25 protein-coding genes are annotated in these 26,089 nt (G+C 43.9%); 9 read left to right on the plus strand and 16 right to left on the minus strand.

What is annotated here, in order from left to right:
- Window positions 1-105: 105 nt before the first annotated feature.
- The 9 genes from garR to EV210_RS18420 all read right to left on the minus strand — a co-directional run bounded on the left by garR (window position 106) and on the right by EV210_RS18420 (window position 11,239).
- A complete protein-coding gene (garR, locus tag EV210_RS18380; RefSeq protein WP_279388515.1) occupies window positions 106-1,008 on the minus strand; it encodes a 2-hydroxy-3-oxopropionate reductase in 903 nt (300 codons plus the stop codon).
- A 50-nt stretch (window positions 1,009-1,058) separates the two neighbouring features.
- Window positions 1,059-2,405: a glucarate dehydratase gene (gene gudD / locus EV210_RS18385; protein ID WP_132082833.1), complete on the minus strand. Its 1,347-nt coding sequence runs from the start codon at window positions 2,403-2,405 to the stop codon at window positions 1,059-1,061.
- A 15-nt stretch (window positions 2,406-2,420) separates the two neighbouring features.
- Window positions 2,421-3,824, minus strand: coding sequence for an enolase C-terminal domain-like protein (locus EV210_RS18390; protein ID WP_132082834.1), 1,404 nt, complete (start codon window positions 3,822-3,824; stop codon window positions 2,421-2,423).
- 25 nt (window positions 3,825-3,849) lie between these two features.
- Window positions 3,850-5,199, minus strand: a complete 1,350-nt coding sequence (locus EV210_RS18395; RefSeq protein WP_132082835.1) for an MFS transporter — start codon at window positions 5,197-5,199, stop codon at window positions 3,850-3,852.
- Between the two features lie 100 nt (window positions 5,200-5,299).
- Window positions 5,300-6,217, minus strand: coding sequence for a 4-hydroxy-tetrahydrodipicolinate synthase (gene dapA / locus EV210_RS18400; RefSeq protein WP_132082836.1), 918 nt, complete (start codon window positions 6,215-6,217; stop codon window positions 5,300-5,302).
- A gap of 192 nt (window positions 6,218-6,409) precedes the next feature.
- On the minus strand, window positions 6,410-7,174 hold the full coding sequence (locus tag EV210_RS18405; RefSeq protein ID WP_243650632.1) for an IclR family transcriptional regulator: 765 nt from the start codon (window positions 7,172-7,174) through the stop codon (window positions 6,410-6,412).
- A 286-nt stretch (window positions 7,175-7,460) separates the two neighbouring features.
- On the minus strand, window positions 7,461-8,870 hold the full coding sequence (locus EV210_RS18410; protein ID WP_132082837.1) for an MFS transporter: 1,410 nt from the start codon (window positions 8,868-8,870) through the stop codon (window positions 7,461-7,463).
- Window positions 8,871-8,964: 94 nt separating this feature from the next.
- Window positions 8,965-10,587: a putative polysaccharide biosynthesis protein gene (locus EV210_RS18415; protein WP_132082838.1), complete on the minus strand. Its 1,623-nt coding sequence runs from the start codon at window positions 10,585-10,587 to the stop codon at window positions 8,965-8,967.
- Window positions 10,588-10,636: 49 nt separating this feature from the next.
- On the minus strand, window positions 10,637-11,239 hold the full coding sequence (locus EV210_RS18420; RefSeq protein ID WP_424218170.1) for a DedA family protein: 603 nt from the start codon (window positions 11,237-11,239) through the stop codon (window positions 10,637-10,639).
- A 131-nt stretch (window positions 11,240-11,370) separates the two neighbouring features.
- On the opposite strand from EV210_RS18420, the gene EV210_RS18425 reads away from it, so the two are divergent.
- Window positions 11,371-12,051, plus strand: coding sequence for an N-acetylmuramoyl-L-alanine amidase family protein (locus EV210_RS18425; RefSeq protein ID WP_132082839.1), 681 nt, complete (start codon window positions 11,371-11,373; stop codon window positions 12,049-12,051).
- A gap of 39 nt (window positions 12,052-12,090) precedes the next feature.
- On the opposite strand, the gene gyrB is transcribed toward EV210_RS18425, so the two are convergent.
- The 7 genes from gyrB to dnaA all read right to left on the minus strand — a co-directional run bounded on the left by gyrB (window position 12,091) and on the right by dnaA (window position 19,321).
- A complete protein-coding gene (gene gyrB / locus EV210_RS18430) occupies window positions 12,091-14,010 on the minus strand; it encodes a DNA topoisomerase (ATP-hydrolyzing) subunit B (protein ID WP_132082840.1) in 1,920 nt (639 codons plus the stop codon).
- 40 nt (window positions 14,011-14,050) lie between these two features.
- Window positions 14,051-14,308 carry an extracellular matrix regulator RemB gene (gene remB / locus EV210_RS18435; RefSeq protein ID WP_132082841.1) on the minus strand — a complete coding sequence of 86 codons (258 nt, stop codon included), beginning with the start codon at window positions 14,306-14,308 and terminating at the stop codon, window positions 14,051-14,053.
- Window positions 14,283-15,143 (minus strand): DciA family protein, encoded by an 861-nt coding sequence (locus EV210_RS18440; RefSeq protein ID WP_132082842.1) that lies wholly within the window; start codon window positions 15,141-15,143, stop codon window positions 14,283-14,285. Before EV210_RS18440 ends, remB begins: the two co-directional genes overlap by 26 nt.
- A gap of 5 nt (window positions 15,144-15,148) precedes the next feature.
- Window positions 15,149-16,258, minus strand: a complete 1,110-nt coding sequence (gene recF / locus EV210_RS18445; RefSeq protein WP_132082843.1) for a DNA replication/repair protein RecF — start codon at window positions 16,256-16,258, stop codon at window positions 15,149-15,151.
- 10 nt (window positions 16,259-16,268) lie between these two features.
- Window positions 16,269-16,484 carry an RNA-binding S4 domain-containing protein gene (locus EV210_RS18450; RefSeq protein ID WP_132082844.1) on the minus strand — a complete coding sequence of 72 codons (216 nt, stop codon included), beginning with the start codon at window positions 16,482-16,484 and terminating at the stop codon, window positions 16,269-16,271.
- Between the two features lie 13 nt (window positions 16,485-16,497).
- The gene (gene dnaN, locus EV210_RS18455; protein WP_132082845.1) at window positions 16,498-17,607 is read right to left on the minus strand and encodes a DNA polymerase III subunit beta; all 1,110 of its coding nucleotides are present in this window, start codon (window positions 17,605-17,607) and stop codon (window positions 16,498-16,500) included.
- Between the two features lie 241 nt (window positions 17,608-17,848).
- Complete coding sequence (dnaA, locus tag EV210_RS18460) at window positions 17,849-19,321, minus strand: chromosomal replication initiator protein DnaA (protein ID WP_132082846.1); 1,473 nt, start codon at window positions 19,319-19,321, stop codon at window positions 17,849-17,851.
- 502 nt (window positions 19,322-19,823) lie between these two features.
- On the opposite strand from dnaA, the gene rpmH reads away from it, so the two are divergent.
- The 8 genes from rpmH (at window position 19,824) to rsmG (ending at window position 26,054) form a co-directional block, all read left to right on the plus strand.
- Window positions 19,824-19,958, plus strand: coding sequence for a 50S ribosomal protein L34 (rpmH, locus tag EV210_RS18465; protein WP_132082847.1), 135 nt, complete (start codon window positions 19,824-19,826; stop codon window positions 19,956-19,958).
- A gap of 78 nt (window positions 19,959-20,036) precedes the next feature.
- Window positions 20,037-20,393: a ribonuclease P protein component gene (gene rnpA, locus EV210_RS18470; protein ID WP_132082848.1), complete on the plus strand. Its 357-nt coding sequence runs from the start codon at window positions 20,037-20,039 to the stop codon at window positions 20,391-20,393.
- A 10-nt stretch (window positions 20,394-20,403) separates the two neighbouring features.
- Window positions 20,404-20,613 (plus strand): membrane protein insertion efficiency factor YidD, encoded by a 210-nt coding sequence (gene yidD / locus EV210_RS18475; RefSeq protein ID WP_132082849.1) that lies wholly within the window; start codon window positions 20,404-20,406, stop codon window positions 20,611-20,613.
- A gap of 61 nt (window positions 20,614-20,674) precedes the next feature.
- Window positions 20,675-21,301, plus strand: coding sequence for a YidC/Oxa1 family membrane protein insertase (locus tag EV210_RS18480; protein ID WP_132082938.1), 627 nt, complete (start codon window positions 20,675-20,677; stop codon window positions 21,299-21,301).
- A gap of 4 nt (window positions 21,302-21,305) precedes the next feature.
- Window positions 21,306-21,929 carry an RNA-binding cell elongation regulator Jag/EloR gene (gene jag, locus EV210_RS18485; protein WP_132082850.1) on the plus strand — a complete coding sequence of 208 codons (624 nt, stop codon included), beginning with the start codon at window positions 21,306-21,308 and terminating at the stop codon, window positions 21,927-21,929.
- A gap of 118 nt (window positions 21,930-22,047) precedes the next feature.
- Window positions 22,048-23,433, plus strand: coding sequence for a tRNA uridine-5-carboxymethylaminomethyl(34) synthesis GTPase MnmE (gene mnmE, locus EV210_RS18490; RefSeq protein ID WP_132082851.1), 1,386 nt, complete (start codon window positions 22,048-22,050; stop codon window positions 23,431-23,433).
- 30 nt (window positions 23,434-23,463) lie between these two features.
- Window positions 23,464-25,341, plus strand: coding sequence for a tRNA uridine-5-carboxymethylaminomethyl(34) synthesis enzyme MnmG (gene mnmG / locus EV210_RS18495; protein WP_132082852.1), 1,878 nt, complete (start codon window positions 23,464-23,466; stop codon window positions 25,339-25,341).
- Window positions 25,341-26,054 carry a 16S rRNA (guanine(527)-N(7))-methyltransferase RsmG gene (gene rsmG, locus EV210_RS18500; protein ID WP_132082853.1) on the plus strand — a complete coding sequence of 238 codons (714 nt, stop codon included), beginning with the start codon at window positions 25,341-25,343 and terminating at the stop codon, window positions 26,052-26,054. Before mnmG ends, rsmG begins: the two co-directional genes overlap by 1 nt.
- Window positions 26,055-26,089: the final 35 nt, after the last annotated feature.

Here is a 26,089-nt window from a genome sequence, read left to right on the forward strand (position 1 = left end):
GACAAACTTGATTTTACAACAAAAAAATGGCTCCCGGCTACTGCCGGTGCCATTTTTTTGTTTTCAGAACTATCTTAGTGCGACAGCCCCTTTTTTATTACTATTTTATCTTTTTACTTCTACGTGAGCCAGCTTTTCGTAATAGCGGATGAGGCTGCCATGATCAGCATCGCCCATACCATCCACTCGCAATGCCTGCATCATTTCCATAACTGCCGCCGTTAAGGGCAAGGGTACTCCCATTTCATGGGAAGTCTCCAGTACATTATTTAAATCCTTAATATGCAGATTAATGCGGAAACCAGGATCAAATTTACGATCCATTACCAAGGGCGCTTTAGCCTCCAGCACGGTACTGCCGGCTAAGCCACCCCGGATGGCCTTATATACCAGCTCCGGTTCTACTCCTGCTTTACTGGCCAGCACTAGCGCCTCCGACATCGCCGCAATATTGATAGCTACAATTATTTGATTGGCTAATTTGGTAACATTACCTGCCCCGATATCACCGGTAAGCACTACCGAACCGGCCATAGCCTTCATTACTGGATAACATTTGTCAAATATCGCCTGATTTCCGCCTACCATAACCGATAGAGTACCATCTATGGCCTTGGGCTCACCACCGCTTACCGGTGCATCTAAAAAAGCAACACCTTTTTCAGCTAACTGTGCTCCCACTTCCCGGCTGACCAGTGGTGCAATAGAACTCATATCGATTACTATGGTCCCTTGCTTAGCACCTTCGATAATGCCACTTGCCCCCAACACGACTTCTTTTACATGAGGAGAGTTGGGCAGCATTGTAATAACAATATCAGACTGAGCTGCAACGTCTTTGGGAGTGGCAGCGCTTACTGCACCAGCGGTAACCAATTCGCCTACCGCCTCTTGGTTGCGGTCCATAACAGTCAGCTCATAACCCGCCTTCAGCAAGTTTTTGCTCATCGGCTTGCCCATAATTCCTAATCCAATAAATCCAATTTTCATTGTTCTATACTCCTTGATTATTATTTGTATAACTGAAATCTAATTGCTGGTCTGTTGCACGGCTTGGACTAACGCACCAGGCAGGGTTGTTTGTTATTAAATTGCCAATTGGGAATTAAGTACTGCATGGCTATGGCATCATTGCGGGAACCTAGGCCCATTTTTTGATAAACCTGATGGGCTTTCTCCACTTGGTCCATATCAATTTCCACACCTAGACCCGGTTTATCAGGAACAGCCACCATGCCGCCAATAATTTTAAAAGGCTCTTTCGTCAGGCGTTCCTGACCTTCCTGCCATATCCAGTGAGTATCTAAGGCTGCAATTTTTCCTGGTGCCGCTGCCCCAACGTGAGTAAACATTGCCAAAGAAATATCAAAGTGATTGTTAGAATGAGATCCCCACGTTAAACCCCATTCGTGACACATTTGAGCAACACGCACCGAGCCCTGCATTGTCCAGAAGTGAGGATCAGCCAAGGGAATATCTACCGAATGAAGCTGAATGGTGTGCCCCATCTGGCGCCAGTCAGTAGCAATCATATTAGTAGCTGTAGGAAGACCCGTTGCCCGTCTAAACTCAGCCATCACTTCTCTTCCTGAGTAGCCATTCTCTGCACCGCAGGGATCTTCTGCATAAGCCAGAACGTGATGTTGATTGCGGCAAAGCCTGATAGCCTCTTCCAGTGACCAGGCACCATTGGGATCAATGGTAATTCGGGCATTGGGGAAACGCTTGGCTAAAGCCGTAACGGCTGCTATTTCCTCCTCGCCGCTTAATACGCCGCCTTTCAGCTTAAAATCATTAAAACCGTAACGGTCGTGGGCTGCTTCTGCAAGCTGCACAATTTCCTGAGGCGTTAGCGCCTCTTCGTGACGCAGGCGCAGCCAGCCATCCTTAGCATCGGGAGCACTCAAATAAGGCAGATCTGTTTTTTGGCGATCTCCTACATAAAACAGATATCCCAGCATTTCTACTTCTTTACGCTGCTGCCCTGTACCAAGCAATGCAGCTACCGGCACTCCTAAGAATTGTCCTAACAAATCCAGCAAAGCAGCTTCCAAGGCTGTTACAGCATGAATGGTAATCCGTAAATCGAAAGTTTGCAGGCCCCGTCCGCCCGAGTCCCGGTCAGCAAAACGCTGCCTTACTGTATTGAGAATATTATTATACATACCGATACTTTGACCAATAACCAATGGCTTTGCATCTTCCAGCGTTTGGCGAATTTTTTCGCCGCCAGGGACTTCGCCAACACCGGTATGACCGGAATTATCTTTCATAATGACAATATTCCGGGTAAAGAAGGGGCTATGGGCACCACTAAGATTAAGCAGCATACTATCATATCCTGCAACAGGAATAACCAGCAATTCAGTAATAATTGGTGTACTCACCGTATTTGTCCGGTTCATTTACTCTCCTCCTTCTTAACGAACAAAGCATGGAGCTTTACAGTCATATTTCCAGCCCGGCAGCAAGTACTGCATGGCCATGGCGTCATCACGGGCACCTGTTCCAACCTTATTGTACAGTTGATGGGCCTTTTCAATTTGGTCCATATCGATTTCTACTCCAAGCCCTGGTTTGTTTGGTACTTCTACCATGCCGTCAACAATTTTAAAGGGTTCTTTTGTTAGTCGCTCCTGGTCCTCCTGCCAAATCCAATGGGTGTCAATAGCGGTTATATTTCCTGGAGCAGCAGCAGCCGCGTGCGTAAACATAGCAAGGGAGATATCAAAATGATTATTAGAGTGGGACCCCCAGGTTAATCCCCATTCGTGGCACAGCTGAGCTACCCGTACCGATCCCTGCATTGTCCAGAAATGTGGATCAGCCAGAGGAATATCTACCGAATGGAGGTTCACAGAATGACCTAATTGACGCCAATCTGTTGCAATCATGTTAGTTGCAGTTGGTATTCCTGTTGCCCTCCGGAATTCTGCCATAATTTCGCGGCCTGAGTAGCCATTCTCCGGACCGCAGGGATCTTCAGCATAAGCCAAAACATGGCCCTGGTTGCGGCATAGTTTAATTGCTTCTTCCAATGACCAGGCACCATTAGGGTCAATGGTAATGCGAGCATCAGGAAAACGATTGGCAAGTGCAGTAACCGCTTCCATCTCTTCAATACCATTCATCACTCCTCCTTTCAGCTTAAAGTCCTTAAAACCGTACCGTTCACTTGCCGCTTCGGCAAGACGGACAATGGCTTTAGGCGTAACGGCTTCTTCGTGACGCAGACGCAGCCACGCATCTTTGGCAGCAAGGTTATGGAGATACGATAGATTAGTTTTTCTCCTGTCGCCGATATAGAATAGATACCCCAGCATTCTTACGGCATCACGCTGCTGACCGCTGCCAAGCAGGGCCGCAACAGGTACTCCCAAAAACTGGCCTAAGAGATCCAGCAGGGCTGCCTCAATTGCGGTAAGGACATTATCAGTACGCAAGTTAATTTCATGAGGTTGTTTTAAGACTGCTGCTTCCGCTGCTGACGTTACTTTATGCACAGTAGCCTGCGGACCGGTTGTAGCGGGGCTTAATAGTTGCTTCCTAATCGTATTTAAAATGTTGTTATACAGGCCTATTGATTGGCCGATAACTAAGTCCTGCGCCTTTTCCAGCGTCTGCCTTATCCCTTCCCCTCCCGGTACTTCGCCAACACCGGTACGTCCGGAATTATCTTTCAAAATGACAATATTACGGGTGAAATAGGGAGCATGAGCACCACACAGGTTAAATAACATACTGTCATGTCCTGCTACGGGAATAACTTGCATTTGGACAATAACCGGTGTACCTGATTGAAGACTGACTTCCTGTTTACACATATGCCGGAACCTCCTTAGCTTGTCATTATTTAAGCTCAACCCGCTTAATCTCTCCCACAATAAACAGATAACTCGCCATTGCCAGGAAAGCATGAATACCGACATAAATCAATGCTCCGTTAAAAGAGCCTGTTGTTCCAACAATGTAGCCAATGGCAATTGGCGTGGTAATACTGGATAAGTTACCACAAGTGTTTAATAAGCCGCCGCTCAAGCCTGCAATTTGCTTTGGTGCGGTATCAGAATTAACCGCCCAGCCCAGAGCGCCTATTCCCTTGCCAAAAAAAGACATCGCCATTATTGCTACAATAACCCACTGTGTATCTACATAGTTACAAATGATCATGCTCATGGATAGCAGCATGCCCAGCACAATAGGTACCTTTCTGGCAACTGATAAGGAATAACCCTTTTTTAGCAGGTAATCAGAAATAACTCCACCTAAAACGCCACCGACAAAGCCGAATATAGCCGGAACGGATGCAGCAAAGCCTGCTTTGAGAATAGTCATACCTCTTGCCTGTACGAGATAAACAGGAAACCAGGTAATAAAAAAATAGGTAAGCGCATTGATACAATATTGGGCAACATAAATACCTACCATCATGCGATTGCGGAGCAGTTCTTTAATATAGTGCAAGTTAGGTCCTTCCTGCTTACCGCCTGCTTTGTTATCCTGATCCATATTGACTAAGGCTCCGCCTTGCTCAATATACTGTACTTCAGCCTCATTAATCATAGGATGTTCTTTAGGGTTATGAATGTACTTCTGCCAAACCAGTACGAAAAGAATCCCCAATACACCCATAACAGTAAAAACATAATGCCAGCCAAAATTATGGACAAGCCAGCCCATAATCGGTGCAAAGATTACGGTAGCAGCATATTGGGCTGAGTTGAAAATCGCTGATGCAGTACCGCGCTCCGAAGCGGGAAACCAGGCAGCAACAATCCGGCTATTAGCCGGGAAAGAAGGGGCCTCGGCAGCGCCTACCAGAAACCGTAAACAAAATAACGTTATAATAGCTGTAGCTCCCGTTAAGAATCCAACAAACCCCTGGAATAATGTAAAAACTGACCATAGAAAGATACTAAAAGCGTACACTTTTTTGGAACCGAACTTATCTAATAACCAACCACCCGGCAATTGGCAAATAACATAGGCCCACCCAAAAGCAGAAAAAATATAACCCATTGCTATAGGGTCCATTTTCAATTCTTTGGCAATTGCCGGACCAGCAATGGAAATAGTGGCACGATCAGCGTAATTAATCACGGTAATAAAGAATAATACGGCGACGACGATCCAGCGGACGTTTGTCTTTTTCTCCATGGAAATAGCAGAATTCGTTACAGCCAAATTTTTATTATCCATGTAAATCACCTTATGGAATGGTTAATGACCACTCCACTTTTATCCTTTCTTTATTTTTATTTATAAACGACAATTGCCCTTCCCTTAATGGGAAACATTCCTATTTCAATAATCCCATCTCTAGCAAAACTTGACGAACCTTATCACGCTCCTCTTTCGTCATTGGTCCTACCGGATCCATGCAAGGTCCTGCTTCAATCCCTAACTGTTCAAGTGCTTCTTTAATAACGGCCGGAAAAGTGCCGATTGTAAAAGCAAGACGCAGCGGCGCTAAAGTAAGCTGAGCTTCAAGAGCTCCCTTAAGGTCACCAGCCATATATTTGTCATAAATATCCGCACACAGCCTAGGTGCGACATTACCGCAAGAAGCAATAGAGCCTGCTGCACCATAGCAAAGTGCTCCATAGATAAGCGTATCCCGTCCGACAAGTACGGAAAAATCATCCCGCTCTTTGGTTAAACGAATATATTCAGCTGTTAATGTTAAATCTCCACTAGAGTCTTTAATACTGACGATATTCGAAACCTCCGCCAGTTTGGCTACTGTAGGCGCAGTCAGATTAACTCCGGTCTTGGGAGGATTATTATAAAGCACAATCGGCAGGGAAGTACTGGCCGCAATACTTTTAAAATGCTCAATTAACTGATCCTGGCTTGGTGTTATAAACATCGGCGTTAATACAGATACGGCATCGACACCACATGCTTGAGCCACTTGCGTGAGCTTGATACTTTCACGGGTAGTAATACCGTTCGTTCCTGCATAAACCGGTACCCTCCCTTTCGTTTCATCCATTGTAACCTGAAAAATTTCCCGCTTTTCTTCGGCAGAAAGTCCATAAAACTCACCAGTAGTGCCTACAACAAATAGTCCATGACTACCACCGTCAATTAAATAATTAATTAGCTTCCGCATAGCCTTTTCATTAAACTTTCCCTCTTTATTCAGAGGCGTAATCACTGCCGGAATTATGCCATAAGGCTTAAATCCACTCTTTTGGCCTGTAGTTGTTTTCAAAGCATCATCCTCCTTTTATTTCATATATTGAAATTTAATTTTATAATATAGATATTATTCTTTAATTTTTGAAATATTCCTTTAATTTTATAAAATTTATTTTATTAAGATTATTCTGATTTAATTGCAAAAAAAAGGACTAGACCTATTAAAGGTCCAGTCCCTTATTTATTTACATCTTATATTTTCACTTTAAATCGCACCATTGCTGGAACCTAATCGCGTTGATAAACGATTAGCGCACTCCAATAAAAACGGAATCATTTCCGTAAGATCTGCTACACTATGGTGACTTGTTGGCCCGGATATACTAATTCCAGCCACAATCTCCTCTGTCGGACCGTATACAGGCACTGCTATGCAATTTACGCCATTTGCCCATTCTTCAAGATCCAGTGCGTAGCCTTGCAGCCTGACCTTCTCAAGCTCTTTTTCATATTCGGCAGCGCTCGTAATCGTATTCAGAGTATAACGGCGAACACCACGTTTGAAAATATCCTGAACTTTTTCGGGCTGCCTGCTGATTAAGACCTTTCCTAATGCCGTACAATGAAGCGGCCTTCTCATCCCAATATGAAAGTACCCATACATGCAATAAGGAGTCTCAGCACGAGCAACATAGACTACTTCATTTTCATCAAGAACGGCAAGATTAACATTAACTTTTAAATTAGTTGACAGCTCTTCAATAAATGGCAGGCAAACCTGCCTGATTGTCATGGAATTAATGACGATTCCCTGGTATTTAAGGAAAGCTCTGCCCAAAGAGTAAATGCTGTCATTTTGCTCAATGAGATTAAATTCTTTCATTGTCGTAAGAAGACGGTAAGCAGTGGGCTGGTTAATTCCCGTTAAACTACTGATATCTTTTAACCGCAGCCGGGGTTTTTCATTTGAAAAACAATTTATGATGGTTATTGCTTTAACAATACTGTTATTCAATAGCTCTTTGTTCATAATTATCACCTTAATTTTACATAGTGAAATTTTATTTTTAATTATAAATTATTACTATGTAAAATTCAACCACTAATCGGCTCTTCTTTCTCCTCCAGCCTGATCGGACGTACAACTGATACTTCTTCCCGCGTACCGTCAAGGGAATCGTGATAGACGCTGTATTCCCGTGTCCGGTTGAAAGAGTAAGGCCTTCTCCATTTATTGCATAATCTTTTCTTTATGTGGCTTAGACGTAATTGGGCCCGCCGGCAGCCTCTACTACCCTTGCAAAAAAGTGACATCATTATTCCCTTCCGGCGTTAACGGTATCTCTTTCTCTATACCGCATGCCCAACGCAGTTATTACGCCGAAGCTAGCAAAAATCATTGCCAGAATATATACGTCATGAAACGCTTCGGTCATGACTGTCTGCAGCATACCTGGCACAGCCAAATCACTGCCCTGAGTGTGATAGCTGATTCTATTTTGCAAGTATACCCCAAAGATCGTGGAACCAACTACTCCACCTAAAAAACGCATCATATTAAAAATACCGGAAGCTACGCCCATTTGTTCCCGGGACACCAGATTGGCCACACTGGTTGACAGCGGCGTTCCTGATATACCAAGGCCAATACCTGTAGTCAGCAGGGCAGCTGCCAATACTAAATACCGGCTCTCAAATTTTAATGTAGAAAAAATACCCAAGCCCGCTACTAATACGATCATGCCTGTAAAAGCATACTTCTGCCTTTTTCTTTCGGTTGAGATATTGCCCATTAGCGGCGCCATGACCATCATGGCTACTGACATAGGAAGAATAAGGATCCCTGAATAGGTAGGCGAGAAATCGTGAACCTTCTGCAAATACATCGGTATCAGCAGTAATCCGCCAAACATTGCCATGCTCTGAATAAAGCTTGTCATGATTGTGGCCGAAAAGGGGATATTGCGAAATAACGTAATGGATACAAGCGGATATTTTTGCTTCCGCTCCCACCAGATGAACAAGCCGATAAAAACAACAAATATCGTAAAGAGCAATAGGATTTCCTTCAGGTACAGGCTGATCTCTTTCATTAACGTTATCGACAGCATAAGCGCAACCATGGATACAACGAGGAACACTGCGCCAAGCTTATCGAATTCCGGCTTTTTTTCAACTGTTGCTATCATGGGAATAAATTTGTTTCCCAATAAAATTACAGCGATAGCAAACGGCACATTAACGTAAAATATGCTATGCCAGCCCACATGCTCAGTTAATACGCCTCCCAGTGTCGGACCAATTAACGACCCGGTTGAGGAAACCATCCCCCACCAGCCTAATACTTTAGCCCGTGTGGCAACATCAAACGGACTGGTAATGAGTACCATTGCATTCGGCATAATTGCTGCCGCTCCGATTGCCTGTACGGCGCGAAAAGCTAGCAGCAGCCAGAATCCCCCTGCTATTGAACACAGTAAAGAGCCGATCGTAAAAATGACAACACCTATTAAAAAAATGTTCTTTTGTCCGTAGATATCCCCAAGTCGTCCAAAAATAGGCATTGCTACTGCATAAGGCAGCATATATCCGGAATACAGCCAGGTAGAATACTGAAAATCCACACCAAATTCATTCATAATTGTCGGTAATGCTACATTTACCATTCCGGAATTCAAGATTGAAAAAAAGCTCGCCGTAAAAACAATGCCAATAATTAGTTTCATGTAGCTCTCCCAGTAACGTATTCATTCTTCCTTCTATTAAGGTTTTGCTTTCCGCCGAATTCTATACGTTACGGGATTTTATAGATTTTTACTGTTAGACTGTTTTTTTGCAGAGACCGCACAAGGACAGCAATTGTACCAACCACCTGCCAATGACCGGTATCCGCATTATATCCTGCTCAGTCAGCTCACCCAGCAGTAACAGGAGAATTCCATAAACAACGACAGCGACAAGGATATCAACCAGAATTGCCAGCAGCGCGCTCATCTGTCCGATTACTAGTTCATTTACAATAAAGAGGACAACCCCCATGACTACAGTAGCCGCTAAGATTTTTAGCATCCCCCTTAAGGAAATAGAAAAACGACTGTATCGGTAGACGAAAATGAGATTAAGCAGCGCAGCCACACCAAAATCGGCATTTGTGGCCCAGCCTGCACCTAAAATGCCGAAAGATGGCAGCGCAACCAGCTGCCAGTTCAAAATTACTTTTACTACCGCGGCAATGCCCATATTAATCAATGGCAGCGCAGTATGTCCCATCCCCTGGAGGATACCGGTTGTTACTTGGTGAATGCCCAGCATATAAACCCCAGCTGCTACAACCTGTACTACAGCCCCTGCCTGCGGCGCATGATAGACAGCTGCCGCTACCGGTGTAGCCAGTATTGCGAGCCCAACTGCCGCCGGAATGGTTACCAGGTTTGTCAGCCTGATGGCTGATCCTATTTTTTGTCTTGCCAGCTGCTCATTTCCTGACGAACCCGCTGTAGCCATAGCAGGCACCAACGCTGTCGATAAAGCTGCTGTTATGAGTGTGGCAAGATTAACCAGCGGTATCGCCATCCCGGTTAAGTAGCCAAAATGCTCTGTTGCCTGTTCTACTGTATAACCGGCTTCTTCGAGACGAAGCGGAACAATAAATAGATCAAGATTCGATACCAGTGGCAGCATAAGGCTCGATAGGGAAACAGGCAAGGCCAAATACAGCATGCGGCGAATCAGGCTGGTGCTGCTTTCAGCCGTTATGGCCTGCCGCTGGTCTGCCTTTCGCAGCTTGCGCTGCAAGCGAAAATAATAGTAAATCAGTACAGCCAGTCCGGCGGCAGCGCCAAAACCCGCTCCTAAGCTGGCGCCGCCGGCTGCATATTCAATTCCCTGTGGCAGCAGCAAGGCAGCAAATACCAGCATTGTCCCAACCCGAAACAGCTGTTCCACAATTTGTGATACCGCAGTTGGCGTCATCATCTGCCAGCCCTGTAAATATCCGCGAAAACTTGATAATAACGTCACAAGAAAAATAGCCGGTGCTAGAGCAAGTATAGCCGGATAGGCCCGTCCATCCCGGATGATCCCTTCTTCAATCAGCCAGCCTGCACCAAAATAAACCAGGATACTTAATACGAAACCGGACACAGTCAATAATCCCAGTGATACAGTGAATACACGGTTAGCCCCGCGATAATCCTGTAGGGCAATTTTTTCAGCAGTAATAATGGAGATAGCCACCGGAATCCCGGCTGAAGATAAGCTTAAAGCTAATAAATAAATGGGAAAGGCCATTTGATACAACCCAATGCCTTCACCACCCAGCACACGGGAAAGAATAATCCAATTTAAAGAGCCAATTATTTTAACAACCATACCGGCTATCGTCAATATTAGTGTTCCCTGTAAAAAACTACCGGCAGGATTATTTTGCTTTATATCAGTCATATATCACCGCTGCTCACCCTTTCTAAAAAATTGCCAGTACCGCCAAACTTTAAGACGAGGTCTGTCCCTGCCTTCTCCAATAGAAATAAAGAGCAATACCAACAAGGAAAACAATCACTAAAATCCCTGCTTTATGGCCAATTGTATTGATCAGCTGCCACTTTTCCCCAAGTAATTGTCCGGCATAAAGTAAAGCTACTGTCCATGGAATAGACCCTAAAACAGTATAAATGACAAATTGATGAAAGTTGACCTTAGCAAAACCCGCCGGTAATGAAATAAAGGTTCTCACAACCGGCAGCAGGCGGCTAAAAAACACCGCTCTTATCCCATAGCGATCAAACCACTTTTGAGCAAACTTTACATGCTCTTGTGATAATAACAGATATTTTCCATAAGCGGAAATAAAGGGTTGTCCGCCAAAAAATCCGGCAGAGTAAGCCATAACCGAACCGATTAAACCACCCGCAACACCGGCTAATACTGCAGTCATAAAATCTAGTTTTCCCAGATAGACCATATAACCGGCAAAACCAAAGATAATTTCACTGGGAACCGGAATGCAGGCGCTCTCCAAAGCCATGCCGATAAGAATAGCTGCATAACCCCATTGTTCAATAGATTCAACTATAACCATCAAAAATTGCTCCAAAATAACGGCCTCCAAATACTCTCTTTGTCCAGTATAGCGCTATTTTTTACTTATAGCCAATTGAGACTCACCGAAATCACTGCTTTTCACTGCCTGCTCTGCATATAATTAGCCTATGCGAGGTGAAATATATGCAAATTGTTTACGTGGGTAAGCGTTATTTCAGTTTTTTATTGCTCCCCTTGATTCTTTTCACCCTTACTTTAGCAGCACAAGAAGCAAAACCTGCTCTTACCGATAAAGTTATCATTATTGATGCCGGTCATGGCGGAATTGATACGGGAGCAAGCCGCTCAGGTGTAATGGAAAAAGATATTAATTTAGCTGTAGCTTTACAGTTGAAAACGATACTAAATCAGCAGGGCGCAAAAGTGGTTTTATCCCGTGAAGCCGATGTTGAATTAAGTACAGAATGCGATAACGACAAGGTCCGGGGACGATATCACCGGGACCTGGCAGCCCGTGTCGAGTTAGCCGGCGAGTCGGATGCCGATCTTTTTATCAGTATACATGCCAATGTAGCGGGAAATACCAAGCGGCACGGAGCCGAAGCATTTTATTATGCTAAATCGGAATCAGGTAAGGTACTGGCCAATGCCATTCTTACGGAGCTGCATTCCATTACACCTACTCCTGCCACTGCCAATCCTGGCGATTACTTTGTCCTCAGGCGCAGCAAAATACCGGCCGCTCTGATTGAAATTGGTTATATTTCCAATCCAGACGAGCGCAAATTATTACAATCCGCCGATTATCAAAGAAAGCTGGCAGAAACAATTGCTGCCGGCATTGGTAATTTTTACTTGCAATAAAAATAATGGCACCATAATGGTGCCATCATAGCTGTAGTATTAAATATCCAGATTACGGACTTCTTTGGCATGATCTTCAATAAAGCGGCGACGGGGCTCAACTTTATCACCCATCAGCGTGGAGAAGATTTTATCCGCCTCCACTGCTTCTTCAAGCTCAACCCGCAGAATTGTACGGGCTTCAGGATTCATTGTCGTCTCCCATAACTGTTCGGGATTCATTTCTCCCAGGCCTTTGTAGCGCTGTACATTTACATTATCTCTGCCAATCCGGCCCAGCAGTTGATCCAGTTCGGAATCACTGTATAAATACCAGCTTTCACGGCCTTTTTTAACTAAATAAAGCGGTGGCTGCGCGATATATACGCGTCCTGCTGTAATTAGCGGCTGCATATACCGGTAGAAGAAGGTCAGTAATAATGTCCGAATATGAGCACCATCTACGTCGGCATCTGTCATAATGATAATTTTCCAATACCGGCCTTTATCGAGATCGAAATCTTCACCGATACCGCTGCCAAAGGCAGTTACCATTGCCCTGATTTCCTCATTATTGAGGATTTTATCAAGACGGGCTTTTTCTACATTTAAGATTTTGCCGCGCAGCGGTAAAATCGCCTGAAAACGACGATCCCGACCTTGCTTGGCACTGCCGCCGGCACTGTCGCCTTCGACCAGATAAATTTCGGCCTGCTCAGGATCCTTTACGGAACAGTCAGCCAGTTTGCCTGGCAAAGAGCTAATTTCAAGGGCATTTTTGCGCCGGGTCAATTCCCTTGCTTTACGGGCGGCCTCACGGGCACGGGAAGCCATAACCGCTTTTTCAATTATTTTTTTCGTAACAGCAGGGTTCTCTTCAAAAAATTCACTGAGCCCTTCTGAAACAATTGTATCAACAATCCCCCGCACTTCACTATTGCCCAGTTTTGTCTTAGTCTGTCCTTCAAACTGCGGTTCCCGGAGTTTAACACTGATGACAGCAGTCAGACCTTCCCGCACGTCATCGCCGCTTAGATTCTCATCATTTTCCTTAATGACGTTGTACTTTCTTCCAAAATCATTAATGGCACGGGTTACGGCTGTTTTAAAGCCGCTTAAATGAGTCCCGCCTTCCTGGGTGTTAATATTATTTACGAAGGAATAGACATTTTCACTGTAGCCATCATTATATTGGAGGGCGACTTCAGCAACCGTCGTATCTTTTGAACCTGATAAATAGATTAGTTTGGCATGAACAGCTTCTTTTGATTCATTTAAATATTCGACAAAAGAGATAATGCCGCCTTCATAATGAAATTCTTCCTGAACGCTGTCACGTTCGTCTGTTAAACTGATAAAGACCCCTTTATTTAAAAAGGCCAGTTCGCGAATCCGGTTTTTTAAGGTTTCATAATGATAAACCGTTTCCTCAAAGATTTCAGCATCCGGTTTAAAGGTTATTTTTGTACCTGTTTCATTACTACCGGTTACTCCGATCTCCTCGAGCTGCTTAACCGTAATGCCTCTTTCAAACCGCATATGATAAATCTTGCCATTGTGCTTTACTTCCGCTTCCAGCCACTCGCTGAGTGCATTAACAACAGAAACACCTACGCCATGCAGGCCGCCGGATACTTTATAACCTTCGCCGCCAAACTTTCCACCGGCATGAAGAATTGTTAATACAACTTCAAGCGCTGGTTTGCCGGTTTCATGCATCCCTACCGGAATGCCGCGCCCGTTATCAATGACCGTAATACTATTATCTTTGTGGATAATTACATTTACTTTATCGCAATATCCCGCCAGGGCTTCATCAATACTATTATCAACAACCTCATAAACCAAATGGTGAAGTCCCCGGGAAGATGTACTGCCTATGTACATACCCGGCCGCTTGCGAACGGCTTCCAGGCCCTCCAGAACTTGTATCTGCTGAGCACCATAATTACCATTTACAGTAGTATCATTATCACTCATTCAGTAACCTCCAAAAAAAAATACAACAAAAAATAACAGTTTATTCCTCATCATCCAGTTCTGCTATATATCCTGATCTTTTTTTCAGAGTTGGTGATGATATGGCAGATAAGTAAACGATCTTATCGGTAATTACAAAGCTCTTTGCATTACCTTCCGATACATCGACTATCATGCTTTCTTCCTGCATCGTGTTAATAAATTCATCATTAATTTTAGAAGGGCTGCTCTTGAGATCAGTTATTGCAATAACATCTCTAAGGGGAATGACTTTATCGGCTCCGAGATGTAGAAACATGACTCTTCCTCCTGAATTTTGCAATCTGGTTTTTAATCATATCATCAGTCAGTTCAAACGGAGACAAACCGGTTGTTAACATAGCCAGAGCCGCTTCATCATTTTCATCAGCCTGTCCCATTCGAATATCCTGAATCAAGTTATTCATCAAGTACTGTTTAGCAGTTAAATAATCGGAGAAAGAGCAGGGCAGACTCTGATTAAAATCGTGGTAATTCTGCCAGGGAGCCTGTCTGAGCATTTTGCGAACAGCCGAAAGAGACTCTTTTTTCTGCTCAATTAAACAAGCTGCACAATATCGCTCCGCCGGTGGACAAAGCACACCACAATCGTGGCACTCGTGCCAGCCTTCTTTTTGTCTTACTTTCTTTAGCGCTGTATTTTTATACAACATTGTCAGCAATTTTTTTTGCAAAACTGGATCTGCAACCTCTTCCACCATTTTTCGCGCTTCCATCACTTCCGCTTTTTCCAAGCGGATTGATCTTAATTTCGCATATAATGGGGCAGGCTCATTAGCTTCGGTATTTTCTTCATTCGTTTCTTTATGCCGATTTCCTGCGAGAAACCGGATATCGGTAATAACATTTTGCCCTATATATGTATTAATTTTACCAATTAACTCTTGTTTTAGCAAAAATAAATGGTGCGTCCATACTGAATTGCTGACGGTTACAGTCAAAACGCCTCTTTCCAGGCGCTGTGCCCGGGAATGGCTGGCGATTTCTTCACCAACTATCGTCCGCCAGTATAAGATGGCACACTGGGCATAATACTTTTTCTGAAGTCCCAGACTTGCGATTGTTTCCGGTACAACCACTCCTACCCGGTTCATAGCTGTCACCCCAATACCTGCCCCTGATTAATACGGAAAAAGGCTGCAAATTTAGGTTGATGAAATAACTCCTCATCAGTTGCCGTAATAAAAGTCTGTATGCGGTCTTTTATAAAATGAATCAGTTGATCCCTCCGCGAGCTGTCAAGCTCACTCATTACATCATCGAGTAATAAGATGGGATATTCGCCTGATTCGGATTTAATAAATTCCAATTCAGCCAGCTTAAGTGCCAGCACCCCCGTCCGCTGCTGTCCCTGGGAGCCATAAGTTCTAAGATTAACACCATTAACTGTTAAAACAAGATCGTCCCGGTGAGGGCCGATCGTAGTAATTCCCCGGGCAAGATCTACATTTTTAGCCTGCTGCAGCTTCTCTAAATACCACTGAGCCGAAAAAATATCCTGCTCACTGTCAGCATTATCCTCAAAGTATGGCTGATAATAGGTGATCAATAAGTTTTCCTGACTGTCTGTTATCTTACGATGCATGAGGCTGGCAAGCATAGCTACTTTTTTTAAAGCTGCTTTACGTTTAGCTACCAGTACGGCAGCTCCCTGGGCCAACTGCTGATCCCACGTTTCAAGCTGATCAAAACCTGCTCTTCTCTCTCGGATTTTTTTCAGCAAATTATTTCGCTGCTGCAGAGCCCTGTTATATTGCAGCAATTGCTGGTAATACGAACGACTCGTCTGCGATATCTCTATGTCAAGAAACCGACGCCTAAGCGCCGGAGCTCCTTTTACTAAAGTCAGGTCTTCCGGTGAAAACAAAACAGCTGTCAAATTACCAATTAGATCACGGGTCTTGATTGCCTGGCTGTTTAGTGACACCACTTTATTGGCCTGGCGGCTAAAGCGGATAGATGCGGTATTTTCAACATCATGACGCAAGAAATGGATCTCTATATTGGCTCCGTCCTGCTCCCAATTAATCAGTTCGGCATCGACCGAGGTGCGATGCGAGCGTCCTACTGCACAAATATAGATAGCTTCCAGCAGGTTTGTCTTACCTTGCGCATTGTTACCGCTAAATACCGAAATATTTTTATCAAAAGACAAATCCAGGTGCTGATAATTGCGAAAGTGCCTGAGACTAATTGCGGTTACTCTCATGAGAACACCACTATTCGGCGACTATCTTCCATATCCCCACACCTTTAATTTCCACCGTATCGCCAGGGTGGATTTTTTTTCGCCGTTCAGTTGCCGTTTGTCCGTTGACCAAAATAATTCCATCATCCAGCATTGGTCTAACCTGTCCTCCGGTTTCAATTATTCCTTCCCATTTTAGTAATTGGTCTAATTGAATCACCTGAGTATTAATAACTATTTCTTGCATATTTATGCACTCCTTAGCTTGTGCGTACAGGTGTTATTACATAGGTGTAGTTGTTATCGTCCATCGGTTTTATGCAAGCCGGGCTAAGCGGTGTATTTAATGAGAACACCAGTTTGTCACTGTTGATGTTTTTTAGTATATCTGTCACGTATTTGGCATTAAAGGCAATATCCAGCTCATTGCCATCCATATGGGAAGGAACTGTTTCCGTTGCTTTGCCTATATCAGGATTATTGGAGGTGATTGTGACGGAATCCTCTTTAAAGCTGAATTTAATGACATTATAGTCGGAGTCCCGGGCCAAAAGGGAAACACGTTCAACGGCATCCATAAATTCAGAGGATTTTACAGTTATGTTGGTGGCAAAGCTGGCAGGAATAACCTTGTTGTAGTCAGGGAACTGACCTTCAATCAGCCTGGAGATAATATAGACATGCTCAAATTCAAATGCAACCTGGTTGCGATGCCAGTAAATATTGACATCAACTGGTATTTCTGATGTCAGCAGTCTGGCAAGTTCCGATAAAATTTTCGATGGAATGATCATACGGATCGTCTTATCATTATTGTCCAAATTATCTTTTTTTAATGCGAGTCTGTGTGTATTTGTTGCAACCATTCTGATGCCGTCCGCGTCTGCTTCCAAGAGGCCTCCGGTGAAAATTGGCCGGGCTTCGTCAGCTGCGCAGGCAAAAACGGTTTTCTTAATGAGATCTTTTAGGACATTATCTTTAACAGTTAGGATGTTTTCATCAGAAAGCGGCTTTAGTACCGGGAATTCTTCTGCCGGTAAACTAAGCAGGTTGAATTGAGCAAAGTTGGAGGTAATTTTGATGGTCCGGTCTTCCTGGCTAGTGGCGATTTGTACATGATCGCCTGGCAAACGGCGCACCATTTCCTGAAAATATCGACCTGACAGAACAATTGCACCTGGTTCGTCCACCTGTGCTTCGATAGTGCATTTAATACCAATTTCATAGTCAGTTGCCTGAAGCTGCAGCTGATTGCCTTCAGCTGAGAGATAGATTCCTGTTAAGATGGGCGATGGAGTTTTGGTGGCGACAGCCTTTTGTACGATTTGAACAGCATGATGCAGTTGTTCTTTTGTGCAGGTTATTTTCATTTTTTTTCCTCCTAACGGTTATATGATTACGAGAAGTTGCATATAGTAATAAGATAGTCGTAATAGTAGTAGGGCCTGTCGATATGTGTAAAAGTGGATAAATGGCTTGTCGAATGCTGGACGAGCTTGTTGATAACCTGTCAATAAGCATAGTAGTGGTTATACACATATTAACAGGTTTTTTTGGGTATAAAGTTATACACATTTCGTTGACAAGTTTTCAGGGGAGTTATTAACAGCTTTATGCACCGTTGTTTTCGATACGCTTAATTAATTCTTTAATGGTATTGCTTAGTTTTGCATCCTCATTGCGTTCTTTGGCTATTTTGTCATGTGCATGGATAACGGTGGTGTGATCGCGGCCGCCAAAAACTTCCCCAATGCGCGGCAATGAGGATTCGGTCATTTCCCGGCATAAATACATGGCAATCTGCCGCGGATAGGCAACATTGCGAGTACGCTTTTTAGCAAGCAGATCGTCCATTTTTAATTTGAAATAAGAACATACAACTTCTTGAACCGTTTCAAGGGTGATTTGTCGTGGTTTCCCATTGGGGAAAATATCTTTTAGTGCCTCGGTTGCCAAATTCATGTCGATCGGCATGCTGTTAAGGGAGGCATAAGCCATGACGCGGATTAGTGCTCCTTCTAATTCACGGATATTGTTGTCGATACGGCTGGCAATATAAACCATGACATCATTTGGCACATTCAATTGCTCGACCATTGCCTTTTTGCGCAGGATGGCAATCCGTGTTTCCAAATCAGGCGGCTTTACGTCAGTGATTAATCCCCACTCAAAGCGGGAGCGCAGCCGGTCTTCCAATGTTTGAATTTCTTTTGGGGGTCGGTCACTGGAGATAATGATTTGTTTATTTGCTTCGTGCAGGGTATTAAAGGTGTGGAAAAATTCTTCCTGAGTCCGTTCCTTTTTGGTTAAGAACTGGATATCATCCACCAATAAAACATCAATATTACGGTATTTTTGGCGAAAACTTTCCGGATTTCCGTCGCGAATGGCATTAATAAGATCATTGGTAAATTTTTCGCTTGAGATGTATAAAACTTTTAAGTGAGGATGGGTCTGGACAATGCGATGCCCAATGGCATGCATAAGATGTGTTTTGCCAAGTCCGACACCGCCATAAAGAAAGAAAGGATTGTATACTTTGGCGGGGACTTCGGCTACCGCTAAAGAGGCAGCATGGGCAAAGCGGTTGGAATTACCGATAACGAAGCTCTCAAAGGTATATTTAGGATTAAGGATGGTTGAAAATTCTTCGTTATTGGTAACTGGCTTCAAGTGATTGGCCGTGTGCGGGGTATTAGTGGCGGAAGAATCGTTGACAATATCCGATTCGGTGTCATAAGGAACCGGCTCAGCCTTAACAGAGGGCAAAGGGGTAGTCTGTTCCGGTTTTATCGCTATGTCGGGGACGGAATCCACGGAGTCAGGGATATTTAAATTGATTACAACGACTACAACCTGTTTGTTCAGTATGGAAAAAAGCGCATTTTGAATCAGGGGAACATAGGTTTTTTCGATCCAGGTTTTGACAAACTCTTTAGGAACACCAATTTCCATTGTCGTTTCCGTCAGCGACAATGGCATAATAGAAGACTTGATCCAAGTCTCCCATAAGCTATGGTTGATTTCTTTTTGTGTTAAATGTAAAACCTGCTCCCAAACGGCTGCTAAATGAGAAGTTTTCATCCGTCATCCCTTTCCATGGAGGTCATTTTTATAAAAAAGTTGCAATAACAAGAAAACATAAGTTATCCACATTGTTATTAACAGGTGTGCATAACTTTACGCTTAATTGAGGTGTTTAGGCGAAAAAAAAATACAACAGTGAGGCGGAAGCACCGCACACTTGTATTCTCCAGACCTTTTAATTATGTATAATTGTGGATAAGTCTGTGTATAACAATTGAGTTTTGTGGATATCCTTTGCATTACCTGTAAATAACCTGAGAGTTATTCGATCATCTGTGGATATGTCGGTACTTTTTATATTAACAAATGTACTCCAAGTTATCAACAGGTATTTTCGAAATATGACAGATTACCAACAGGAACAGACAAAATTATCCACAAGGTCGAGCCGCAATTTTCTTGACACTCTACGGCATCTCGTCTATAATTTTAGTAGCTAAAATGAATATCACATTAGCATGGGAAAATGCGCGTTTTACCCGCAAGGAGGTGTAAATAGATGAAACGTACTTATCAACCGAATAACCTTTGGAAAAAAAGAACCCATGGTTTCCGTGAACGCATGAAAACTATAGGTGGCCGCCTGGTCCTGAAAAGAAGACGTGCCAGAGGCAGAAAAAAACTGTCCGCATAGTAGGCCGCCCGGTGTGGCCTATTTTTTCCATTTGGCGCAAGAAGTTCTTGCTATCTTATAGGGCAGGATGATTGTTGCATGTACAAATTTTCGAAACAGAGTGTGTTACGAAAAAATAAAAATTTCCAAACCGTTTACCGGTCTGGAAAATCGTATGCTAACAGGCTGGCAGTGCTTTATGTGCTGTTGCAGCCTAAGAGTACTGCCGGCCGTCGGCGTGCAGGCTTTGTTGCCGGTAAGAAGCTTGGCGGCGCGGTAGTGCGGAATCGGGTTAAACGTTTAATGAAAGAAGTTTACCGTCATACCCAGGATCAGCTGTTAGAAGGCGTTGATCTGGTATTTGTCGGCAGGCAGGGAATGGTAACAGCTAATTACCAGGCAGCTCACAAAGCACTGCTTGATTTATTTGGCAAGGCGCGCGTACTTAACAAGTAGAGGAAGACATATGTTAAAAAAATGCATTCTAATGATGATTATTTTTTATCGCAATTGTATTTCTCCTCTCAAGCCGCCGTCCTGCCGTTTTATTCCTACCTGTTCCGAATATGCGTTATTGGCAGTGGAAAAGCACGGGGCCGCCAGGGGAACTGTACTGGCAATCAAGAGGATACTCCGTTGCCATCCGTTTCATCCCGGAGGTTACGACCCTGTTTAATATAGTAAGTTGTCTCTACCTTTAAGAGGAGTGATATTTTTTGGATTTTTTAAGCGGTATAATGCAGTCGGCCCTGACCTTTTTTTATGGGTTAACCAAATCGGTCGGTGTGCCAAGCTATGGTATTGCCATAATTCTTTTGACTATTGCGATAAAATTGATTCTCTATCCGCTAACTGTCAAACAGGTTAAATCAATGAAGGCTATGCAGGATTTGCAGCCTAAGATGAAAGAGATGCAGGAAAAATACAAAGGTAATCCGGAAAAGCTCCAAAAAGAAATGGCTGCTTTATATAAGGATGCCGGTGTTAATCCACTCTCAGGCTGTCTGCCGTTGATCGTTCAGATGCCTTTTTTAATTGCCATATTCTTTGCTATCCGTGATTTCCATTATGAAGAACAGTTTCAAAGCTTCTTATGGATGTCTAACTTAGCTCACCCAGATCCTACGTACATATTACCTGTCCTGTCTGCTGCCACAACTTATGTGCAACAGAAACAAACCATGACCGATAATTCGCAGCAGAATAAAATGATGATGATTTTTATGCCGCTGTTTATTGGCTATATCAGTTTGACTTTCCCAGGCGGATTAGTATTATACTGGGTTGTTTCAAACTTATTCCAAATTGCCCAACAGTGGTGGATGTACCGTAAACCGGCGGAAACTGTAGGGGAGGCTCGCTAAATCCATGAATGTCGTGGAAAAATCAGCAAAATCGATTGATGAAGCGGTAGAGCAGGCATTAAGTGAATTGGGATTAAAACCGGAACAGGTTGAGGTAGAAGTTTTAGAACAGCCTGCAAAAGCATTATTTGGTTTTATCGGCGGCCGTATGGCCAAAGTGCGTGTTACTGCCAGACAAATTGATCCGGTAGAAGTAGCCAATGAGTTTTTAAAGCAAATTTTTACTACCATGAAAATCACTGTTTCAGTAGAGCAAATAACTACTGAAGATCATGTACTGTTCAATTTGCGCGGCAATGATTTGGGCGTGCTGATTGGAAAACATGGACAAACACTGGATGCACTACAGTATTTGGTCAATCTTGCGGCAAACAGGGATTCTGCTGAACGCGTTAGGGTTCTGCTGGATGTTGAGGATTATCGCAAGCGCCGTGCCGATACGCTGACGCAGCTTGCTCTTCGTTTAGCTGATAAAGTAAAGCGGCGTGGGGAAAAAGTAGTTCTTGAGCCGATGAGTTCTCATGAGCGGAAAATTATTCATATGGCATTGCAGAATGATCATCGCATTGCCACGTATAGTGAAGGGGAAGATCCTTTCCGCAAAGTTGTTATTGCATTAAAAAGATAATGATTTGTGCATGCTAAGGACTAGAATAGTCTTACGGTTAAACCCAGTAATGAAAATTACTGGGTTTTTGATCTTACCAGATAGGAAGCCTGATAGGGAAGGGTAAAGAGGTGGACAAATGTTTCAGGATGATACAATTAGTGCGGTAGCAACAGCTATTGGTGAAGGTGGTATTGGGATTATACGGATGAGCGGGCCTGATTCGATATCGATAGCCGATCAGCTGTTTATTGGTACTAGCGGCCTAACAGCAGCTAAGGCCGCTAGCCATCATGTGTATTATGGTTCAATTGCCGACCCTGAGTCAGGGCAAAAAATCGATGAGGTACTTCTGATCGTCATGAAGGGGCCTCGCTCATATACAAGAGAAAATGTGGTGGAAATTCACTGTCATGGTGGTCCGGTGCCACTGCGCAGAATACTGGAACTTACGCTGCGGTTTGGAGCACGCTTGGCAGAACCAGGGGAATTCACCAAACGGGCCTTTTTAAATGGCCGTCTTGATCTGGCACAAGCAGAGGCTGTTATTGATATTATCCGTTCCAAAACGGATGCATCATTAAAGCTGGCGGTGAATCATTTATCCGGCCATTTGTCAGAAGTCGTCCGTAATATCCGTGATAAAGCGTTAGAGATGATTGCTCATTTGGAAGCAGCAATTGATTTTCCTGAAGATGATATTGAAGAAGTTACTTCCCAGCAGGTGGATGAGCAGCTGGTTCCGCTTATGGCTCAATTGGACCATCTGCTTGCTACAGCACAGACCGGACGGATTTTGCGGGAAGGATTGCAAACCGTTATTATCGGCAAGCCCAATGTGGGTAAGTCTAGTCTGCTGAATGCGCTGCTCCGCGAAAAGCGCGCGATTGTTACTGATATACCCGGTACTACCCGTGATATTATTGAAGAATATGTGAATATCCGGGGCATACCTCTTAAAATTGTGGATACTGCAGGTATCCGTGAAACGGAGGATGTTGTAGAGCAGCTGGGAGTTCAACGAGCCAGGGAATTTGTTGATAAAGCTGACCTGATTTTATTACTTTTAGATAGCTCACTTCCGCTGGCGGAAGAAGATAAGCAGGTTTTAGAACTTTTGGCAGGGCGTCAGGCTTTAGTACTAATTAATAAAACCGATTTACCGCAAAAGCTGGATATGCCGGAAATTATGCAGTATAGTAAGGGATATCAAGTGCTGCGTATTTCCGTCGAAAACGGTACAGGAATTGATGCACTGGAAGAAGCAATTGTCGAGCGGGTATACAGCGGACAAGTAACCCAGAGTGAAGGGGCCTTTGTTACTAATGTGAGGCATATTACTGTACTGAGACAAGCCTATCAGCATCTGGCGGAAGCGAGAAATACAATTGCTGTCAATATGCCGCCTGATTGTATTGTGGTTGATTTACGGGCCGCCTGGGAAAGACTTGGTGAAATTACCGGTGATACGGCAGGAGAAGATTTACTTGATCAAATATTCTCCCGTTTTTGTATCGGCAAGTAGGGAATATGTTCATGAATGTAGGTGGATAGCTTGTTTATTGTGGATACATATGATGTTATCGTTGTAGGGGCCGGTCATTCCGGCTGTGAAGCTGCACTGGCGCCGGCCCGTATGGGATGCCGGACGCTGCTCATTACGCTGAATATGGATAATATTGCTTTGATGCCTTGTAACCCCGCTGTTGGGGGACCGGCCAAAGGGCATTTAGTACGTGAAATTGATGCATTGGGCGGCCAGATGGGAATTAATACTGATCAAACCTGTATACAAGTTCGTATGCTGAATACCGGTAAAGGTCCAGCTGTTCACGCCCTCAGGGCACAGGCTGATAAGTGGTTTTATCAGCATTTAATGAAGGAAACCCTGGAGAATCAGGATAATTTGGACGTTAAGCAATTAATGGTGGAAAAACTCCTGGTAGAAGATGATGGTGTTGCCGGAATTGTTACCGAGCTGGGTGAAATTTATCGCAGCAAGAGCGTTATCCTGGCTACCGGGACATACTTGCGGGGAAAAATTATTGTCGGTGAAACCGTTTATACTGGTGGGCCCAATGGACAGCGGGCTGCGGAAAAGCTGTCTGCGTCACTAAAAGAAGCGGGAATATCGCTTATGCGGTTTAAAACAGGAACACCTGCCCGTGTTGACAGCCGTACAGTCGATTTTTCTAAAATGAGTATTCAACCGGGAGATGAAGAAGTTCACAATTTCTCCTTTCTTTCTGAAATTTCTACAAGGGAGCAGATTCCCTGCTGGCTTACGTATACTAATGAAGAGACGCATACCATTATTCGCTCTAACTTACACCGGGCTCCTATGTATACCGGTATTATTGAAGGGACAGGTCCTCGCTATTGCCCGTCAATTGAAGATAAGGTAGTTCGCTTTGCCGATAAGAAAAATCATCAACTCTTCATTGAACCGGAAGGAAGGCATACGAATGAGATGTATGTCCAAGGCATGTCTACCAGCTTGCCGATTGATGTACAATATGCTTTTTTGCGCACAATTCCAGGTTTAGAGAATGTTAAAATTATGCGTCCCGGCTACGCTATCGAATATGATTGCATCGACCCCACCCAGTTGAAGCCGACGCTCGAATTTAAGGCAGTGAGCGGGTTGTTTTCTGCTGGTCAGGCTAATGGCACCTCGGGTTATGAAGAGGCTGCCGCGCAAGGCCTGGTGGCTGGAATTAATGCTGCTTTATATGTCAGGCAAGCAGAACCATTTGTATTATCCAGAGCAGATGCTTATATCGGTGTCCTGATTGATGATCTTGTAACAAAAGGAACTTCTGAGCCTTATCGTATCATGACGTCCCGTGCAGAATACCGTTTAATTCTCCGGCAGGATAATGCTGATTTGCGTCTTACCGAAATGGGGCGCAAAGTTGGATTGGTCAATGATGAGCGTTACAGGCGTTTTAGTGAGAAGAAACAGGCTATTGAGGAAACACTAATTTATTTAAAAGAAAAAATGATAACACCTACAGTAGAAAATCAGGCAAAGTTATCCGAGCTTGGCTCGTCAGAGCTCCGCACCGGGATGAATTTGTATGATTTATTACGCCGCACAGAGCTGACCTATGAGTTGCTGCAGAGTAAGTTTGAAATGCCTGATGTGCCGCCAGCAGTCAAAGAGCAAATCGAGATTGTTGTTAAATATGAAGGCTATATTAAAAAGCAGATTGATCAGGTCGAGCGGGCGCAGAAATTGGAGACAAAGCTTTTGCCTGATGAGATTGACTATATGCAGATTCAGGGGCTTTCGCTGGAAGCACGGCAAAAGCTTACTAAGATCAAACCTCGTTCTATTGGTCAAGCTGGGCGTATTTCTGGTGTATCACCAGCTGACGTTTCTATATTAATGATCTTTCTTGAACAGCACCGGCGAAAGGAGAACAGCTAGTGTTCACTCTATATTTACAGCAGGCAGCCAGTAATTATGGCATTGCATTGACCCAGGAGCAGCTGGAAGCCTTTAACCGATATTATCAGCTTTTAGTTGAGTGGAACGAGAAGATGAACTTGACTGCTATTACCGAACCGCAGGAGGTAGCTGTTAAGCATATCATTGATTCTTTGTCCTGTTATCATGCTGATTTTTTTCCACCGAAAGCCCGGATAGTAGACGTTGGTACGGGGGCAGGATTTCCCGGCATTCCTTTAAAAATTTACCGTCCTGATTTACAACTGACACTGGTTGACTCTTTAAATAAGCGGCTGACGTTCTTGCAATGTGTAATAACGGAATTAGGGTTAAAAGACGTTACTGTTGTTCATGCCCGGGCAGAAGAAGGTGCGCGTAAAAAAGAACTGCGTGAAAAATATGATGTAGCTCTATCGCGCGCTGTGGCAAGACTGAATGTGCTAAGTGAATTGTGTTTGCCTTTTGTGGCTGTCGGAGGATGTTTTATTGCTTTAAAGGGAGCTCAGTATGAAGAAGAAGCCAACGAAGCCCGCCAGGCAATCAGTCTGCTTGGCGGAAAGTTGATTAAGACGCAGCCTGTGAAACTGCCTGGTCTTGATGATAAACGAGCTGTCCTTTATATTCAGAAAGAGAAATCAACACCTGGTACATATCCGCGTAAACCGGGAACTCCGGAAAAAAAGCCGCTTTAAATTAGAGGAAATTCCCAATTTTATGCCGAATAGGA

Origin of the sequence: Anaerospora hongkongensis (genome assembly GCF_004339805.1) — a bacterium.
GTDB lineage: Bacteria > Bacillota > Negativicutes > Sporomusales > DSM-15969 > Anaerospora > Anaerospora hongkongensis.